The organism is Arthrobacter sp. 4R501 (assembly GCF_002929755.1).
Lineage (GTDB): Bacteria > Actinomycetota > Actinomycetes > Actinomycetales > Micrococcaceae > Arthrobacter.
Genome location: NZ_PJIW01000005.1, coordinates 208,249 through 223,484, shown reverse-complemented (window position 1 = coordinate 223,484; position 15,236 = coordinate 208,249). Strand labels below are relative to the sequence as shown.

The 15,236-nt window shown below is 66.5% G+C and carries 13 protein-coding genes and 2 tRNA genes; 4 read left to right on the top strand and 11 right to left on the bottom strand.

What is annotated here, in order from left to right; genetic code table 11:
* Positions 1-6: 6 nt before the first annotated feature.
* On the bottom strand, positions 7-957 hold the full coding sequence (gene thiL, locus CXR02_RS06590; RefSeq protein WP_104061299.1) for a thiamine-phosphate kinase: 951 nt from the start codon (positions 955-957) through the stop codon (positions 7-9).
* Between the two features lie 210 nt (positions 958-1,167).
* Here thiL and CXR02_RS06585 point away from each other — a divergent pair, with 210 nt between their 5' ends.
* Positions 1,168-1,671, top strand: a complete 504-nt coding sequence (locus CXR02_RS06585; RefSeq protein WP_104061241.1) for a DUF3515 domain-containing protein — start codon at positions 1,168-1,170, stop codon at positions 1,669-1,671.
* A 76-nt stretch (positions 1,672-1,747) separates the two neighbouring features.
* On the opposite strand, the gene CXR02_RS06580 is transcribed toward CXR02_RS06585, so the two are convergent.
* The 6 genes from CXR02_RS06580 to leuC form a co-directional block, all read right to left on the bottom strand.
* The gene (locus CXR02_RS06580; RefSeq protein WP_104061240.1) at positions 1,748-2,896 is read right to left on the bottom strand and encodes a D-alanine--D-alanine ligase family protein; all 1,149 of its coding nucleotides are present in this window, start codon (positions 2,894-2,896) and stop codon (positions 1,748-1,750) included.
* Between the two features lie 2 nt (positions 2,897-2,898).
* Positions 2,899-3,948 carry an NAD(P)H-dependent glycerol-3-phosphate dehydrogenase gene (locus CXR02_RS06575; protein WP_104061239.1) on the bottom strand — a complete coding sequence of 350 codons (1,050 nt, stop codon included), beginning with the start codon at positions 3,946-3,948 and terminating at the stop codon, positions 2,899-2,901.
* A complete protein-coding gene (locus CXR02_RS06570) occupies positions 3,948-4,715 on the bottom strand; it encodes a 1-acyl-sn-glycerol-3-phosphate acyltransferase (RefSeq protein ID WP_104061238.1) in 768 nt (255 codons plus the stop codon). The genes CXR02_RS06575 and CXR02_RS06570 overlap by 1 nt, the downstream gene beginning before the upstream one ends.
* A 10-nt stretch (positions 4,716-4,725) precedes the next feature.
* The gene (murA, locus tag CXR02_RS06565) at positions 4,726-6,051 is read right to left on the bottom strand and encodes a UDP-N-acetylglucosamine 1-carboxyvinyltransferase (protein WP_104061237.1); all 1,326 of its coding nucleotides are present in this window, start codon (positions 6,049-6,051) and stop codon (positions 4,726-4,728) included.
* Between the two features lie 158 nt (positions 6,052-6,209).
* Entirely contained in the window at positions 6,210-6,812 is a 603-nt protein-coding gene (gene leuD, locus CXR02_RS06560; protein WP_104061236.1) for a 3-isopropylmalate dehydratase small subunit, read from the bottom strand.
* Between the two features lie 9 nt (positions 6,813-6,821).
* On the bottom strand, positions 6,822-8,276 hold the full coding sequence (gene leuC, locus CXR02_RS06555; RefSeq protein WP_104061298.1) for a 3-isopropylmalate dehydratase large subunit: 1,455 nt from the start codon (positions 8,274-8,276) through the stop codon (positions 6,822-6,824).
* A gap of 113 nt (positions 8,277-8,389) precedes the next feature.
* On the opposite strand from leuC, the gene CXR02_RS06550 reads away from it, so the two are divergent.
* Complete coding sequence (locus CXR02_RS06550; protein ID WP_104061235.1) at positions 8,390-9,109, top strand: IclR family transcriptional regulator; 720 nt, start codon at positions 8,390-8,392, stop codon at positions 9,107-9,109.
* 47 nt (positions 9,110-9,156) lie between these two features.
* Entirely contained in the window at positions 9,157-9,705 is a 549-nt protein-coding gene (locus tag CXR02_RS06545) for a DUF1697 domain-containing protein (RefSeq protein ID WP_104061234.1), read from the top strand.
* Here CXR02_RS06545 and CXR02_RS06540 read toward each other — a convergent pair.
* The 4 genes from CXR02_RS06540 to CXR02_RS06525 form a co-directional block, all read right to left on the bottom strand.
* A complete protein-coding gene (locus tag CXR02_RS06540; protein WP_104061233.1) occupies positions 9,702-11,318 on the bottom strand; it encodes a GTPase in 1,617 nt (538 codons plus the stop codon). The two genes, CXR02_RS06545 and CXR02_RS06540, sit on opposite strands and share 4 nt — an antisense overlap.
* Complete coding sequence (locus CXR02_RS06535; protein WP_258060837.1) at positions 11,315-13,030, bottom strand: dynamin family protein; 1,716 nt, start codon at positions 13,028-13,030, stop codon at positions 11,315-11,317. The genes CXR02_RS06540 and CXR02_RS06535 overlap by 4 nt, the downstream gene beginning before the upstream one ends.
* A gap of 216 nt (positions 13,031-13,246) precedes the next feature.
* A tRNA-Glu gene (locus tag CXR02_RS06530) sits at positions 13,247-13,322 on the bottom strand.
* 143 nt (positions 13,323-13,465) lie between these two features.
* Positions 13,466-13,537, bottom strand: a tRNA-Gln gene (locus CXR02_RS06525).
* Positions 13,538-13,834: 297 nt separating this feature from the next.
* Here CXR02_RS06525 and CXR02_RS06520 point away from each other — a divergent pair.
* Positions 13,835-15,229 (top strand): hypothetical protein, encoded by a 1,395-nt coding sequence (locus tag CXR02_RS06520; RefSeq protein WP_104061231.1) that lies wholly within the window; start codon positions 13,835-13,837, stop codon positions 15,227-15,229.
* The last annotated feature ends 7 nt before the right edge of the window (positions 15,230-15,236 follow it).

The following is a 15,236-nucleotide window of genomic DNA, read 5'->3' as shown; positions in this document are numbered from 1 at the left end:
GCAACCTTAGTCTGCAAAGTGATCCCATCCCCCGGTGCCAACGGCGTGGCCCGCAATTGTGACGCCCGGAAGTGTGGCGCTTCCCAAGGCTTGTACTGAGCCTATCGCAGTGAATCCGGCAGGCAGCTGAACGCCGGCCGGGAATGTGGCCAGCAGCCCGTGGTCCTCTCCCCCGCCCAGCACCCAGGCCATGGGGTCAGCTCTGAGAAGGTCCGACGCCGGACGCAGGACTTCCGCGAGAGGCTTCAATGCCGTGGGGTCAAGGTCAAGGACGACGCCGCTGGCGGCGGCGAGGCGGCCGCCGTCGCGCACCAGGCCGTCCGATATATCCAGCATGGCAGTGGCTCCGGCTGACCTGGCCAGCGGCCCCGCGGACAGTGGCGGCCGTGGCCTGCACTGCACTGCCACGAGCGCCCATTGCGCGGGCACCAGGGATTGCACAGCAGCCTCTGCTTCCAGGAGCGCAAGCCCGGCCGCGGCCCTGCCCACCGTACCGGCCAGGGCCACAACGTCGCCGGCACGGGCCCCCGACCGCAGGACCGCGTTGCCGCCAGCCAATGTGCCCAGCACGGCGACCGTCACGGAGATTTCCCTGCCGCGGCCCAAATCGCCCCCCGCCACCGAACAGTCTGTTGCCCCGAGTTCCCGGATTCCCGCAGTCAGGCCGTCGGCCAGGTCCGCCACCCAGCTGACAGGGGTGTTGGACGGCAACGTCAGGCTCACCACCAGCGACGTGGCCACGCCGCCCATGGCGTTGATATCGCTGAGGTTCTGGGCCGCCGCCTTCCAGCCGACGTCGAAGCCCGGGGTGCGGTACCCGCTGGGCCATTGGAGCCGGAAGTCCTGGTCCTGCACCTGGGTATCGATGCTGATTACTGTCCTGCCATCCGGAACGGCGATAATGGCGGCATCGTCTCCCGGGCCAAGCAGGGTTGCCGAACTGTACGTTCCGGCCATTTCCAGCCGCGGAAGGATCCGGGCCAGCAGTTCGGCTTCGGACAGCGCGGCGACAGTCAGCGTTTCTTCAGTCAACGGAATTTCAGGCACGCCCCTACGCTACAGCGCGGCACCGACATTGCTGGTCCGCCCGTTGTTGTGGAGGTCCTCGCGACCGGCCTCCGGTCCTTCCTGCGTCCCGCTCCATGCGGGCGACGCTAGGCTGGATGGATGCACAATCCCCGTTTTCCGTTGCCTGTCCGCGTGTCCGGAATCCTGCTGACCGCTGCCCTCACTGGAGCCGCTTTGTCCGCCTGTGCCCCGACTGTGGATGTCACCGCCGCAGGCGACGCGGCGAACCCGGCCTGCGCTCCGATGATGGTGGCCCTTCCTGACGCCATCGGCGACGCTGCCCTGCGGAAAACCAACAGCCAGGCCACCGCCGCCTGGGGGGACCCGTCTCAGGTGATCCTGCGCTGCGGCGTCAACGTTCCAGGCCCGACGACGGACCGGTGCGTGAGTGTCAACGGCATCGACTGGGTTATCAAGGAGGGCGATCCGGTGTGGACGCTGACTACCTTCGGCCGCGAACCCGCCACGGAAATCCTGATGGATCCGGAGAAGATCAGCTCCGCAACTGTCCTGGCGGATCTTGCCGCCTCAGCCGGAAAGATCCCGGCCAGCCGGAACTGCGTGGGTCAGGAAGACCTGCAGAACCTGCCGTCCAGTCAGTAGGGTCCCGGTGGTGGGCCCACGCCGGTAGGGTTCCCTGGCCGAAGCGGAGCGAGGTTAGGGGACCGGTGGGGACGGGTCAGCGCAGGCCGGTTTTCCGGTTCAGGGCCAGGTAGATCAGCTCATCGATCAGGTCCGCATAGTCCAGGCCCGAAGCTGCCCACATCTGCGGGTACATGCTCTTAGGCGTAAACCCGGGCATGGTGTTGATCTCGTTGATGATCAGTTCGCCGTCGGGCGTGTAGAAGAAGTCCACGCGGCTCAGGCCTTCGGCACCCACAGCGTCGAAGGCAGCTGCCGCGAGTTCCCGGACCCGCACGATGGCTTCCTCGGGAATGTCGGCGGGGCAGCTCAGCGCGGCGGCGTCGTCCTCAACATACTTCGCGTTGAAATCGTAGAATTCGTGCGTTCCGGCGGCGACGGAAATTTCGCCCGGCATGGACGTCCGGGGGGAATCGGTCCCGCGTCCTTCCAGGACCGCGCACTCAATCTCTCGCCCGACGATGCCGGCCTCGATGACCAGTTTGAGGTCGTGGCGCCGGGCATCCTCGACGGCGGCGTCGAGTCCCTCGAGCGAGTCCACTTTGGAGATCCCCATGGACGAACCCGCCCGCGCCGGCTTGACGAACACGGGAAAGCCGAGCTGGTCCACCTGTTTGCGGACGGCCTCCGCGTCCTTGACCCACTGACGGTCCGTGACGGCAATGTAGGGCCCCACGTGCAGCCCGGCGGCCTCGAACACAACTTTCATGTAGTGCTTGTCCATGCCCACAGCCGACGCAAGCACGCCGGCGCCGACGTAGCGGGTGTCGGACAGTTCCAGGAGTCCTTGGATGGTGCCGTCCTCGCCAAAGGGACCGTGAAGCAGCGGAAACACAACGTCCACCGTGCCGAGTTCCAGCGGGACCTGGTTCGGTGAGGTGACGATCAGCTGGTGCTCGCCGCTGACCTCAGCCAGTGTCACCGTTTCCGACGACGGTGCGACCTCCGGCAGAGACGACGCGGACAGCGACCACTGGGCGGTATCCCCCGCGACCAGCACCCACTGCCCCGATTTGGCGATGCCGATGGGGATGACATCGTACTTGTCTTTGTTGATGGCGCCCAGGACGCCAGCGGCGGTCACGCAGCTCACGGCATGTTCACTGGACCGGCCACCAAAGAGGACCGCGACGCGGGGTTTGGCCCGGGGGGCGGAGTCCGCTGCGGTCAGGTTTTCATCAGACATCGTCAGTAATCGCCTTCGGGTTTCAGGTCCCGGGCCAGCAGCAGCGGCCCCAGTTGGTCAACGGACAGTTTGCCGGCCAGGACGGCAACGACGGCGGCGGTGATGGGCATCTCGACGCCCAGTTTCCCCGCTAGCTCGTGCACGGCCTGGCCGGATTTGATGCCTTCGGCTGTTTGGGTCATCTTCAGTGCCAGCTCGTCCAGGGTGAGTCCCTGGCCCAGCAACCGGCCGGCCGTATGGTTTCGCGACAGAGGCGAGGAACACGTCGCCACCAGATCCCCCAGGCCCGCCAGCCCGGCCATGGTCCGTGCCTCGCCACCAAGGGCAAGGGCGAGCCTGGATGTTTCGGCCAAGCCTCGGGTGATCACGGAGGCCTTGGTGTTGTCCCCCATCTGTTTACCTTCACAGATGCCCACGGCCAGCGCTATGACGTTCTTGACGATGCCGCCAATTTCCACGCCGACGACATCCGCCGTGGTGTACGGACGGAAGTACGGTGCGGTGCAGCTCCTCGCGATCCAGCCCGCGGCCGCCGCATCGGAACAGGCCACCACAGAAGCAGTCGGTTCCTCCCGGGCGATCTCCATGGCCAGGTTGGGACCGGAAACCACGGCAATGCGGTCCTTGGGAATCCCCAGTTCGTCGCTGATCACCTCACTCATCCGGGAGTCCGTGCCGAGCTCCAGGCCCTTCATCAGGGACACCACCATGGCGTCAGCGGCGATCAGCGGCTTCCATTCACGGAGCTGGAGTCGCAGTGACTGTGCAGGAACGGCCAGGACCACCAGGTCCGCGCCCGCGAGCACTGCGCTGACGTCTGTGGACGCTGTGATGCTGGGCGGCAGCTCGGTGTCCTTCAGGTACTGGACGTTGCGGTGGGAGCTGTTGATCTGTTCCACCACTTCGCTGCGCCGGCCCCAGATCCGGATGCTCCGCTGTTCCCCCGCTGCCCGAGCCGCATCGGCGAGGATCTTGGCGAACGTGGTACCCCAGGAACCGGCGCCCAGGACGGCGACAGACCGGGCGGAACCCTGACGGCTTCCGTCAGCCATCAGGTGGCATCCGCAGCGTCGTCAGGATTTTCCCGCACAACGAAGCGACCGTGCGTGGCTTGATTGTGCTTGGAAGGGTCCCAGCGTTCAGCGGGCGGCTCCTCCCCGCGGATTTCGGCCAGCAAACCGGTCACGGCATCCATGATCTTCTCGGTGGCCGCGGTCAGCGTTGCTTTGTCCAGTGGCAGGCCTGTGAACTGGCTGAGGTCAACGGGCTTGCCCACCATCACCCGGGACGTCCTGCGCGGGAAAAGATGGAACCGCTTCGCATAACGCGGGAGCACCTCATGAGCGCCCCAGTGAGCGATCGGTACCACGGGAATGCCGCCTTCCAGGGCAAGGCGGGCAGCGCCGGTGTGGCCCTTCATCGGCCACAGCCCGGGATCGCGGGTGAGTGTGCCTTCGGGGTAGATGATGATGGCCCCGCCGTCCGCCACAATCTCCTGGGCGAGCTGCAGCGAGCGGTTCGCCCCCGCCGTCGAGCGTTCCACCGGGATCTGCCGGGTGGCCCGCAGGACCGCGCCCAGGACCGGAACCTTGAACAGGCCGGCCTTCGCCAGGAAGTGCGGGGCGCGCTTCTGGTTGTAGAGAATGTGCCCCACGATCAGCGGATCGATTTCCGTGCAATGGTTGGGCGCGGCAATAAACCCGCCGGCGGGGAGGTTTTCGAGGCCTTCCCACTTCTTGTTCATCATTGCGTTCAGCACCGTGCGCACTATGGCCGCGACCACAACGAAAGTGGCCCGGCTCTTGGCCGTTTCCTTCACGTACCCACCGCTACTTTGTCGAGTTGATGTCGAAGTCGGCGCCGAGGCCGGACAGCTTTTCGGTGAAACGTTCGTAGCCGCGGTTGATGATGTCGATCCCGGTCACGCGCGACGTGCCTGAAGCGGCCAGCGCCGCGATCAGGTGGCTGAAGCCGCCGCGCAGGTCCGGTACGTCGATGTCGGCGCCCTTGAGCTGGGTGGGACCGGAGATGACAGCGGAGTGGAGGAAGTTGCGCTGGCCGAAGCGGCACGGCACGCTGCCCAGGCACTCGCGGTGCACCTGGATGCTGGCTCCCATCCGGATAAGCGCATCGGTGAAGCCGAACCTGTTTTCGTAGACGGTCTCGTGGACGATCGACACGCCTTCGGCCTGGGTCAGGGCCACCACCAGCGGCTGCTGCCAGTCGGTCATAAAGCCGGGGTGCACATCCGTTTCCAGGACCAGCGGGTTGAGCTTGCCGCCGCGGTGGTAGAAGCGGATGCCGTCCTCGCCGATGTCCATGCCGCCGCCCACCTTCCGGTAGGTGTTCAGGAACGTCATCATGTCCCGCTGCGAGGCGCCTTCGACGAAGATGTCACCGCGGGTCACCAGTGCTGCCGAAGCCCACGACGCCGATTCGTTGCGGTCCGAAAGGGCACGGTGGTTGTAGCCGCCCAGGTCCCGGACGCCTTCAATGCGGATGGTCCGGTCGGTCTGGACGCTGATGATGGCGCCCATCTTCTGCAGCACGGCAATGAGGTCGATGATCTCAGGCTCGGTGGCGGCGCCGGAAAGCTCGGTGATCCCTTCGGCGCGGGTGGCGCTGAGCAGCACCTGCTCCGTGGCACCCACCGAGGGGTAGGGCAGATTGATCTTGGCGCCATGCAGGCCCTTGGGAGCCGAGATGTGAATGCCGCCCGGGCGCTTTTCCACCACGGCGCCGAACTGGCGGAGCACGTTCAGGTGGTAGTCGATGGGCCGGTCACCGATCTTGCAGCCGCCAAGGTCCGGAATGAAGGCCTCACCGATCGCATGGATCAGGGGTCCGCAGAGCAGGATGGGGATCCGCGAATCACCGGCGTGGGCATCGATCGCCGTGCTCGGAGCGGTTTTGGCCGCCTTCGGATCCAGGGTGAGGTCACCGCTGACGGGATCCTTGACCACCGTCACTCCGTGCAGCTGCAGGAGCGAGGTGACAACCTCGACGTCCTTGATCTCCGGAACGTTCCGCAACACCGACGGCTCGTTGCCCAATAATGCTGCCACCATGGCCTTGGGAACAAGGTTTTTGGCCCCCCGGACGCTGACGCGGCCTGTAAGCGGGACTCCGCCGCGGATTGTCAGAACACTACTCATATACCGGTTTCCTTACGATTACTCGCCCCAAAATCCTTGCAAAGGCTCCAGCTAAGCATAGGAGGTTGCGTTACCGAACCGAAATACGGGCGCCGAAAGCCTCCGGCGCGGCGCCGTACAGGCGGCTCCGTCCGGGGCGGGAAATTCCCCGCTCCCGCTCAGGAAAGGCGGGCCGGAAGCGTTGTGGGCATAAAGTCCGGACGGGTGGCCTCGAAGGCGGTGATGTCCTCTTCGTGCTGGAGTGTCAGGCCAATGTCGTCCAGGCCCTCCAGGAGGCGCCAGCGCGTGTAATCGTCGATTTCAAAGGGTGCCACGATAGTGCCGCAGATGACAGTCTTGGAGACGAGATCAACAGTGACTTCCGTGCCGGGAGCGTTCTCGAGCTCTTTCCAGATCAGCTCGATGTCGTCCTGGGCGAGCTCGGCGGCCAGCAGACCCTGCTTGCCGGAGTTGCCGCGGAAAATATCAGCGAACCGGGACGACAGGACGGTTTTGAAGCCGTAGTCCTTCAGAGCCCAGACGGCGTGTTCACGGGACGAACCGGTGCCGAAATCCGGGCCCGCCACCAGGACGGAGCCAGCGTTGAACGGCGCCTGGTTCAGGATGAAGGCCGGGTCCTTGCGCCAGGCGGAGAACAGTGCGTCCTCGAAGCCGGTGCGGGTGATCCGCTTGAGGTAGACCGCGGGGATGATCTGGTCCGTGTCAACGTTGCTCTGGCGCAGCGGCACGCCGATGCCGGTGTGGGTAGTGAACTTTTCCATGGCGGCCTCCTAGGCTGCGTCGGTGCGGATGGCGGCGGATTCGGGAGCCGGATCGAGGTCCGACGGCGAACTCAGGGTGCCACGGATGGCCGTGGCCGCTGCCACCACCGGAGATACCAGGTGAGTGCGGCCACCCTTGCCCTGACGGCCTTCGAAGTTTCGGTTGGACGTCGAGGCGCAACGCTCCCCCACCTCCAGCTGGTCCGGGTTCATGCCCAGGCACATCGAGCAGCCGGCGAAGCGCCACTCGGCGCCGAAGTCCTTGAAGACCTTGTCCAGGCCTTCGGCCTCTGCTTCCAGCCGCACGCGGGCCGAACCGGGCACCACCAGCATCCGGATGTTGGGGTCCTTCTGGCGTCCGCGGATGATGTCCGCAGCGGCCCGGAGGTCCTCCATGCGCGAGTTGGTGCAGGAGCCCAGGAAGACCGTGTCCACCCGGATGTCCTTCATCGGCGTACCGGCGGTCAGTCCCATGTACTGCAGGGCGCGTTCGGCGGCAGCCTTGGCGTTTTCGTCGCCGAAGTCCTCCGGGGACGGCACCTTGGCGGAAAGTGAAACACCCTGCCCTGGGTTGGTGCCCCAGGTGACGAACGGCTCCAGCGTGTCGGCGTCCAGGGCCACCTCGACGTCGAACGTGGCGTCGTCGTCGGTTCTCAGCGTGTTCCAGTACTCGACGGCGGCATCCCAGTCGGCGCCCTGTGGCGCGTGCGGGCGGCCATTCATGTAGTCGTAGGTGATCTGGTCCGGGGCCACCAGGCCGGCGCGGGCACCGGCCTCGATGGACATGTTGCAAATGGTCATGCGGGCTTCCATGGACAGCGCGCGGATGGCGGAACCGCGGTATTCCAGGACGTAGCCCTGGCCTCCGCCGGTGCCGATCTTGGCAATCACGGCCAGGATGATGTCCTTGGCGGTAACGCCCGGGCGCAGCGTGCCTTCGACGTTGATGGCCATGGTTTTGAACGGCTTCAGGGACAGCGTCTGGGTGGCCATGACGTGCTCCACTTCGGACGTGCCAATGCCCATGGCCAGGGCACCGAACGCGCCGTGGGTGGAGGTATGGGAGTCGCCGCAGACTACGGTCATGCCAGGCTGCGTGAGGCCAAGCTGCGGGCCAACCACGTGCACGATGCCCTGTTCCGCGTCGCCGAGCGAGTGCAGGCGAACGCCGAACTCCGCGCAGTTGTTGCGCAGCGTCTGGATCTGGGTGCGGCTGGTGAGATCGGCAATGGGCTTGTGGATGTCCAGCGTGGGAGTGTTGTGGTCCTCCGTAGCGATGGTGAGGTCAGGGCGGCGCAGCTTGCGGCCGGCCAGGCGCAGACCCTCGAATGCCTGCGGAGATGTCACCTCATGGACAAGGTGAAGGTCAATGAAGAGGAGGTCGGGCTGGGCATTGGCTCCTTCGCCGTCGCCTTTGCGCACCACATGCGCGTCCCAGACTTTCTCGGCCAGTGTCTTTGCCACGGCCATCTCCCTTCACTGCTGTTTGGCTGTTTGGTTCCACTGAACCAGCAGGGCTGCATTTTGTGCCAGCCCAAAGATTTGCATCTCAGATAATGAGACGTCAATATCATTACATGGACAATTCTAGTGGAGTCGGTGTCATTGATAAAGCGGCCCATGTGCTTGATGCATTGGAGGCCGGACCCACCACGCTGGCACAGCTGGTGGCCGCCACGGGCCTGGCACGGCCCACCGTGCACAGGCTCGCCCTGGCCCTGATCCATCACCGGCTGGTGAGCCGCGACATCCAGGGCCGGTTTGTCCTCGGCAGCCGCCTGGTGGAGCTCGCCTCCGCCGCCGGCGAGGACCGCCTCATCGCTTCCGCAGGCCCGGTCCTGATGCAGCTGCGCGACGCCACCGGCGAAAGCTCCCAGATCTTCCGCCGCCAGGGCGAATGGCGTATTTGTGTCGCCTCCGCGGAACGCCCCATCGGCCTGCGCGACACCATCCCCGTCGGCACCAAGCTTTCCATGAAGGCCGGCTCCGCCGCCCAGGTGCTGCTCGCCTGGGAAGACCACGACCGGCTTCTCGAGGGCCTGCAGGCCGCCCGTTTTACCCCCACCGTGCTGGCAGGCGTACGACGGCGGGGCTGGGGCCAGAGCCTCGGCGAACGCGAGCCAGGGGTCGCCTCCGTCTCGGCCCCCGTCCGGGGACCGTCCGGACGTGTCATCGCCGCCGTCTCGATCTCCGGCCCCATCGAGCGGCTCACCCGCCAGCCGGGCCGCCTCCACGCCGAGGTGGTCTGCAACGCGGCGCGGCTCCTCACCGAGGCCCTGCGCAAGAGCAACGACTGAGGTCCCGCCTCCGTCCAGGCGTGGCCGCCCACAGCTAGGCTGTCGGCATGAACAGCTACGCAGTCTTCCTCCGCGGGATAAATGTCGGCGGGATCAACATCAAGATGGCGGACCTCAAGACTGCGCTTGCATCGCAGGGGTTCGCGGACGTCAAGACCCTGCTGGCCAGCGGCAATGTGGTGCTTGCCAGCGACGAGGGTTCTGCCGTGGTCAAGCGGACGTTTGAGAAGTGCCTGCGTGACGCGTTTGGCTACGACGCCTGGGTGGTGGTGTTGACGGCCCAGCGGGTCTCCGAACTCGTGGCGGCCTGCCCGTACCCGGCGGACGACAGGGCAACCCACACCTATATCACGCTGGCCTCGGACACCGCCATGCTCGATGAACTGGACGCGGCCGGCGCAGCCCTAGACGGGACCGAGCAGAAACGCCTCGGCCCGGAGGCCTTGGCCTGGCTGGCTCCGGCCGGCGGGACGCTGGACAGCCCGTTCAGCAAGATTTCGTCCAAGGCCAGGTTCAAGGCAACAACCACCACCCGGAACCTGCGGACGCTGATCAAGGTCAGGGACGCCGCAACCGCACTGGCCTATCTGCCTTAGTTTCCGCCCGCAACCTTCAGTGCGGCGTTGAAGGACGCGAGCCTGCTGACCTCAATTTCCACCGGCTCCACAACGAAGTCCCGGGCAACCTCGCCCACCGCTGCCCGCAGCCGTTTCCTGGCCCGGGCTGCGCGCGCCCTCGCGGCTCCTGAGCCAATGAATTTTCCAGTCAGCGCCAGGAAGATCCCCAGCACCATACCGCCGCCAATCAACAGCGTCGGCACCGGCCAGCCCTCCACCTTGGGAACCTCCGGCACGGGCAGCTGGAGATAGCCGAGCCCGGCCAGCACACCCAGCCAGCCGAGGCCGCCCAGGACTGTCAGCAGCGCGAGCCACTGGACCACGTTGAACACGCCCCACCACCAGGACTTCCGGGACGCCATCAGGTCCGTGCCTGCGATGGCCTGGTCCAGGGCATCCGGCAACGCCTCCCGCCCTTTCCGGGCGGCACCCCTGATCGCGGCACGCCACGGTCCGGGTGCGCCCGCACTCGCCGCGTCCGCAAACTCACGGACAGCAGCATCCGTCCGGGCGCGTTCCGGGGCGCCCGCGGCCGGGAGCGAGGTCCGGTTAAGCTGGGACGGGGAAGAACTTCGCAGATTGAGCCGGCGGAGCGGATCAGGCCGGAACCGCACCAGCCACCGCGTCACCGGCCACCCCGTGCGGCGCGTCGACTCGATGCGGTAGGACCGCGCAACTGCGTCCACCACCACGGGCACGTTGGCGGCCGTTGCCAGCTCATCGGTGAGCCGGGATTTCGACGCCGGCCTGACACCGGCGGCTTCCCCGGCGCCGGCGGCTTCCCGGAGGTGCCCCGAGGCCCGCGAAACGTCGGCGGCCAGCCGCTGTGAAAGTGCCTGGCGCTGTACCACAACATGTCGGATGGCGCTCCGGACCTTGTCCACGCCGGTGCCCTTCAGGGCGGATGCGCCCAGGACCTGAACCTTGCCCAGCCCGTCGCGGGCAAGGATCCCTTTCAAGGACTCCAGCACAGGCTGCACGTCCCGTTCGGGCAAGCGGTCCACCTGGTTGAGGACCACCAGGGTCACGGCGCCATGCGCGGACAGGGGCGCCAGGAAATCGTTGTGGACCGCCGCATCGGCGTACTTTTGCGGATCCAGGACCCAGACCAGCACATCAACCAGGCCAACCATGCGCTCCACGATCGCGCGGTTCGCGGCCCTGGTGGAGTCGAAGTCCGGCAGGTCCAGCAGGATCAGCCCCGTGCGCTCGTCCGCGAAACCTGCCACGGGCTCCGCATGGTGGCGGTTGCCCACCTCAAGCCAGTCCAGCAACGGCTCGCTGCCGTCCGCTCCCCAGACACCGGCCAAAGGTTCCGACGTTGTGGGCCGGCGGGCGGCCGCCGTCGCGATTTCAGCGCCGCTGACCGCGTTGAAGAGTGACGATTTTCCGCTGCCGGTGGCACCGAAGAACCCAACAACGGTGTGATCAGCCGACAGTGACCGCCGGGAGCTCGCGCGTTCGAGGAGCTGGAACACCTCCTCGAGTGCAGCATCCGGCAAGACGCCTTCGGCGAGTTCGCGGGCATCGTTGAGGGCTTCGAGCCTGCGGTCCAGCTGCGACGCCTCACGGGCTACGCTGTGGCGGCTCATGCCTTGTCCGCCAGCCGGGCCAGGGCAGCGGCGTGGCCCGTCAGGATCCGGCCGGTGTCCGCGCCGCCCTCTGGCAGGCGTCGGAGGAATTTCTGCTGCTCTGCCTGCAGCAGCCGCTGGCAACGGGCATGGAGGTCATCCCGCGCAGTCTTCGCAAGTCGGCGGACCGCGTCTTCGCCGAACACTGCCTCGAGCAGTTTCTGCCCGACGACGGCGGTACCGCCCGCCACGCCGATCTCCAGCCCGGTGAGGCCGGCGGTCATGGAAAACACCACGATCATCAGCGCGGCACCCAGGCCGTTGATCCCGAAGGAAAGCCATCTCGCCTGCGTGCGCTTGCCTTGCCCTTCCGTGCGGATCAGTTCCATCAGGCCGGTCTGCCAGGCCCGGATCTCCGCCGCAGCCACCTCGGCAAAGCCTGGGCTGGTGCCGGACAGATCCTCCGTCCCCAGGAGCCCGCGGCCGGCCGGGTCCGAGCGCCACCGCCGGTCAGTCTCTTCGCCGGCGTTGGCGGCCTCGTCCAGGATGACGGCCTGCAACCCCGTTTCGATGGCGGCCTCAACCCGGACGGCCGGCGTCGGCTCGCCCCGGAAGAACGCTCCCACGCGGTCCCGCAGCCGTCCGATGTTCTGCTCCAGCGCCCGGAAGAATTCCCCTGTTCCGACGAAGTCCTGCCAGCGCGCCAGTACTTCGCCACGGAGGAGGGCGCCGTCCTTTGTTGCGTCCAGGATCCGGGCCCCGGCATCGCGGTAGGCGGCCTCAGCGCCTGCACGGAGCGCGTCCGCGGCACGCTCCTGCCCCTGGACCGCGTGCGCCACCGCACCGACCCGCCCGGACAGCGCCTTCACCGTCCCGTTGAGGGTCCGGCGGGCAATGTCGGACCGCCCCGCGGCGTCGGCTGCAAGTTCCTGCAGCCAGCGCCGCAGCGGCTCCACTGCGCTCGATGGCAGCATGCCAAGATGGTCCAGGTCCGTCTCCGGCACAATGAACAGTCCGGCATCGCCGAGGCCTTCCTGCCGCAGCAGCGCGCGGAGATCTGCACTGACTTCGGCTTCCGCCTCCGCCGGCACACGGTCCAGGACCACGGCCACCATGATGTCCCGCGAGGACGCGTCCAGGAGAAGCTTCCACGGGACCGCGTCCGCGTAGCGGTTGGCGGTGGTCACAAAAACCCAGAGGTCCGCGGCGGCCAGCAATTGACCGGCGAGCCTGCGGTTGTCGTCGGAAATGGAGTCGACGTCGGGGGCGTCAAGCAGTGCGATCCCCTGCGGAACAGCCTGGTCCGCTACCAGTACCAGGGACGAAGTGGCTTCTGCATCGGGTGTTGCGCCGGCCCGGCTGGCCGGAACGGGTTCCCTGGAGACGGTGCCCCGGATCCGGTTGAGGGTGGGCAGCACACGGTGGCCTTCGAACCAGCCGGCATCGGCCGGGTGGTGCAGCAGAATTGGCTGCCGGGTGGTGGGCCTGATGGCCCCGGAGCGTGTGACCGGGTGCCCCACCAGGGCGTTGACCAGCGTTGACTTGCCGGCGCCCGTGGAACCCCCGACGACGGCAAGGAGCGGTGCGTCCAGGCTGCGGTACCGCGGCAGGATGTAGTCGTCCAGCTGGGCGACGGCGTTCCGAGTGTCCTGGCGCGCCTGCTCCACGTCAGCAAGGGCGAGCGGCAACGACACTGCGGACAGATCCCCACGCACGGCCTCAAGCAAGGCCACGGCTGGCTCCGACGCCGCGTCGGGCCGGCCCGGTTGCGTTCTCGGTGCGCGCTTAGGCGACGGAGGCTGCGTGGGACGAAGCCCGTCTGAGGAGGTCACAGGATCATCATGCCAGCTGCGCCGGCTTTTCCACCGGGCCCCGGTTTTGTCCTATAACCCGCAGCGCAGCCTCCACAACGAAAAAACGGTCCCGGGCTGATGCCCGGGACCGTTCGTTGGTGACCCCAGCGGGATTCGAACCCGCGTTACCGCCGTGAGAGGGCAGCGTACTAGGCCGCTATACGATGGGGCCGCGTACTTCCAGGAAGTTTTCACTTCCAACCGGCGCCAGGCCGGTTTGCTAAGTGAGTATTTCATACACTCAGCGCGTGTTTCAAATCGGCGAACCGATCTGAAACCACTGATTTGCCGCGGTTAGCCTGCGACCAAACAGAGCTGGGATACCAGGACTCGAACCTAGAATGACGGTACCAGAAACCGTAGTGTTGCCAATTACACCATATCCCAATGATACTTTCGGGCCGGAGTTTCGGGCTTTAAGCCGTGCTCCGTGCGCCTCAGCACGAGAAATTACTTTACCCGAGACTTTGGGCTGGCACAAATCGGCACCGAAGACCCAAGGGCCTGAACCTCTTGCCAGATCACCCGGAATAAGTTTACTCTCGGTAAGTTACCCGAGAGTAACCACCCACTGCCTTTGCTGCAGGCCCTTCGGAATGTCGTTTTGCGTCCGGACTGCCACCCTGGTCCAGGTGGGTGGCCGGCAGATTTCACACTGCCGGCAAACCGTCGAGAGGACCCACCGTGACACAAAGTCGTGCCGCCGCGCCCACCAAGACCCGAACCCGGGCACAGCAGCTTGCTGTCGCCGTCCTGGCCCTGATGCTGATTGCTTTGCTTGGGTTTTACACCCTGGTCACCGGCAGGATCACCGACGGATCGGCCAAGCTGATGGACGGTGCGGGCCAGGCCTCGGCCGGCGCTGAGCAGCTCAAGGACGGCGCCGGCCAGCTGGCGGCCGGCGCGGGCCTGGCCGACACCGGTGCCGGCAAGCTCTCCTCCGGCGCCGACAAAGTCCTCCTGGGTGTCAGCGAGACGCTGGCCCCGGGCGCTGAAAGACTGCAGTCCGGTGCAGACCAGCTCGCCGCCGGAGCCGTCAAGATCGAAACTGACGTCAACAACAAGCTCGCGCCCGGCGTGTACAAAGCGGACGACGGCGCCCGAAAGCTCGCCGCCGGAGCCACCCAGCTCGCCGCGGCGCTGACGCCTACGGCCGCCGGAAATGCCGAGAACAATCTGGCGGACGGCGCGACTGCGCTGGATGCAGGTGCGGCCCGCCTGGCCTCGGGAACCGGCGAACTGGCCGCCGGAACGGCCGAGCTGAAAGGCTACCGGGGAGCAAACAACTCCCCCGAGGCAGGTACCGGAACGGCAGCCTTGGCGCAGGCCCTTGAGCTGCTGGAGGCGGCAGCCTCGGACCCGCTTCAGGGTCTGGTGCCGCTGGCCGTAGTCAAGGACAAGATCGCCAAGATCACCGCTGGAGCCCATAGGCTCGACGCCGGGGCGCAGCAACTGCAGGCTGGCGCGGGGAAGCTCAATGACGGAGCGGCACAGTTGCACACTGGAACAGGGCGCCTCACCGCCGGCTTCGCCACCCTGGGTGAAAAGCTCAACAGTCGCGATCCCAACAACCCTGGTGTTGTGCTCGGTACCGAACTGCTGGCCGCCGGAACTGCCCAGATCCGCACCGGCATGGACGGCGTGCCCGGCAATGCCGACCGCCCGGGCCTGATCAACGCCGTCGCCACTATTACTGAGGGCACCTCACGGCTGGCGGACGGCACGTTGGCGTTGAATGCCGGGATCAAGGGCGATCCGGCCGATCCCTCAAACCCCGGCCTGCTCCACGGCTCCCAGGCACTGGCTGCGGGCGCTTCGGAGCTTGCCACAGGCAACACCAAGCTGGCCACGGGATCGACAGAGCTGGCCACGGGTGCCGAGAAACTTGCTGATGGCAATGCCCGGATTGCGGATGGCACGGACACCCTGTACAGCAGCGCAGCGGCCGTCTCGCCCACCAGTATGGTGGGGAAGTCCGATACCGCCGTTGCCCTCTGCCTGGTTGCTGTGCTTGTGCTCGGATCCGTGGGCATCTACCTGGTGCTGTGGAACAGGCGAAGGCTGCAGTCTGCGGAGTAAGCGGCCG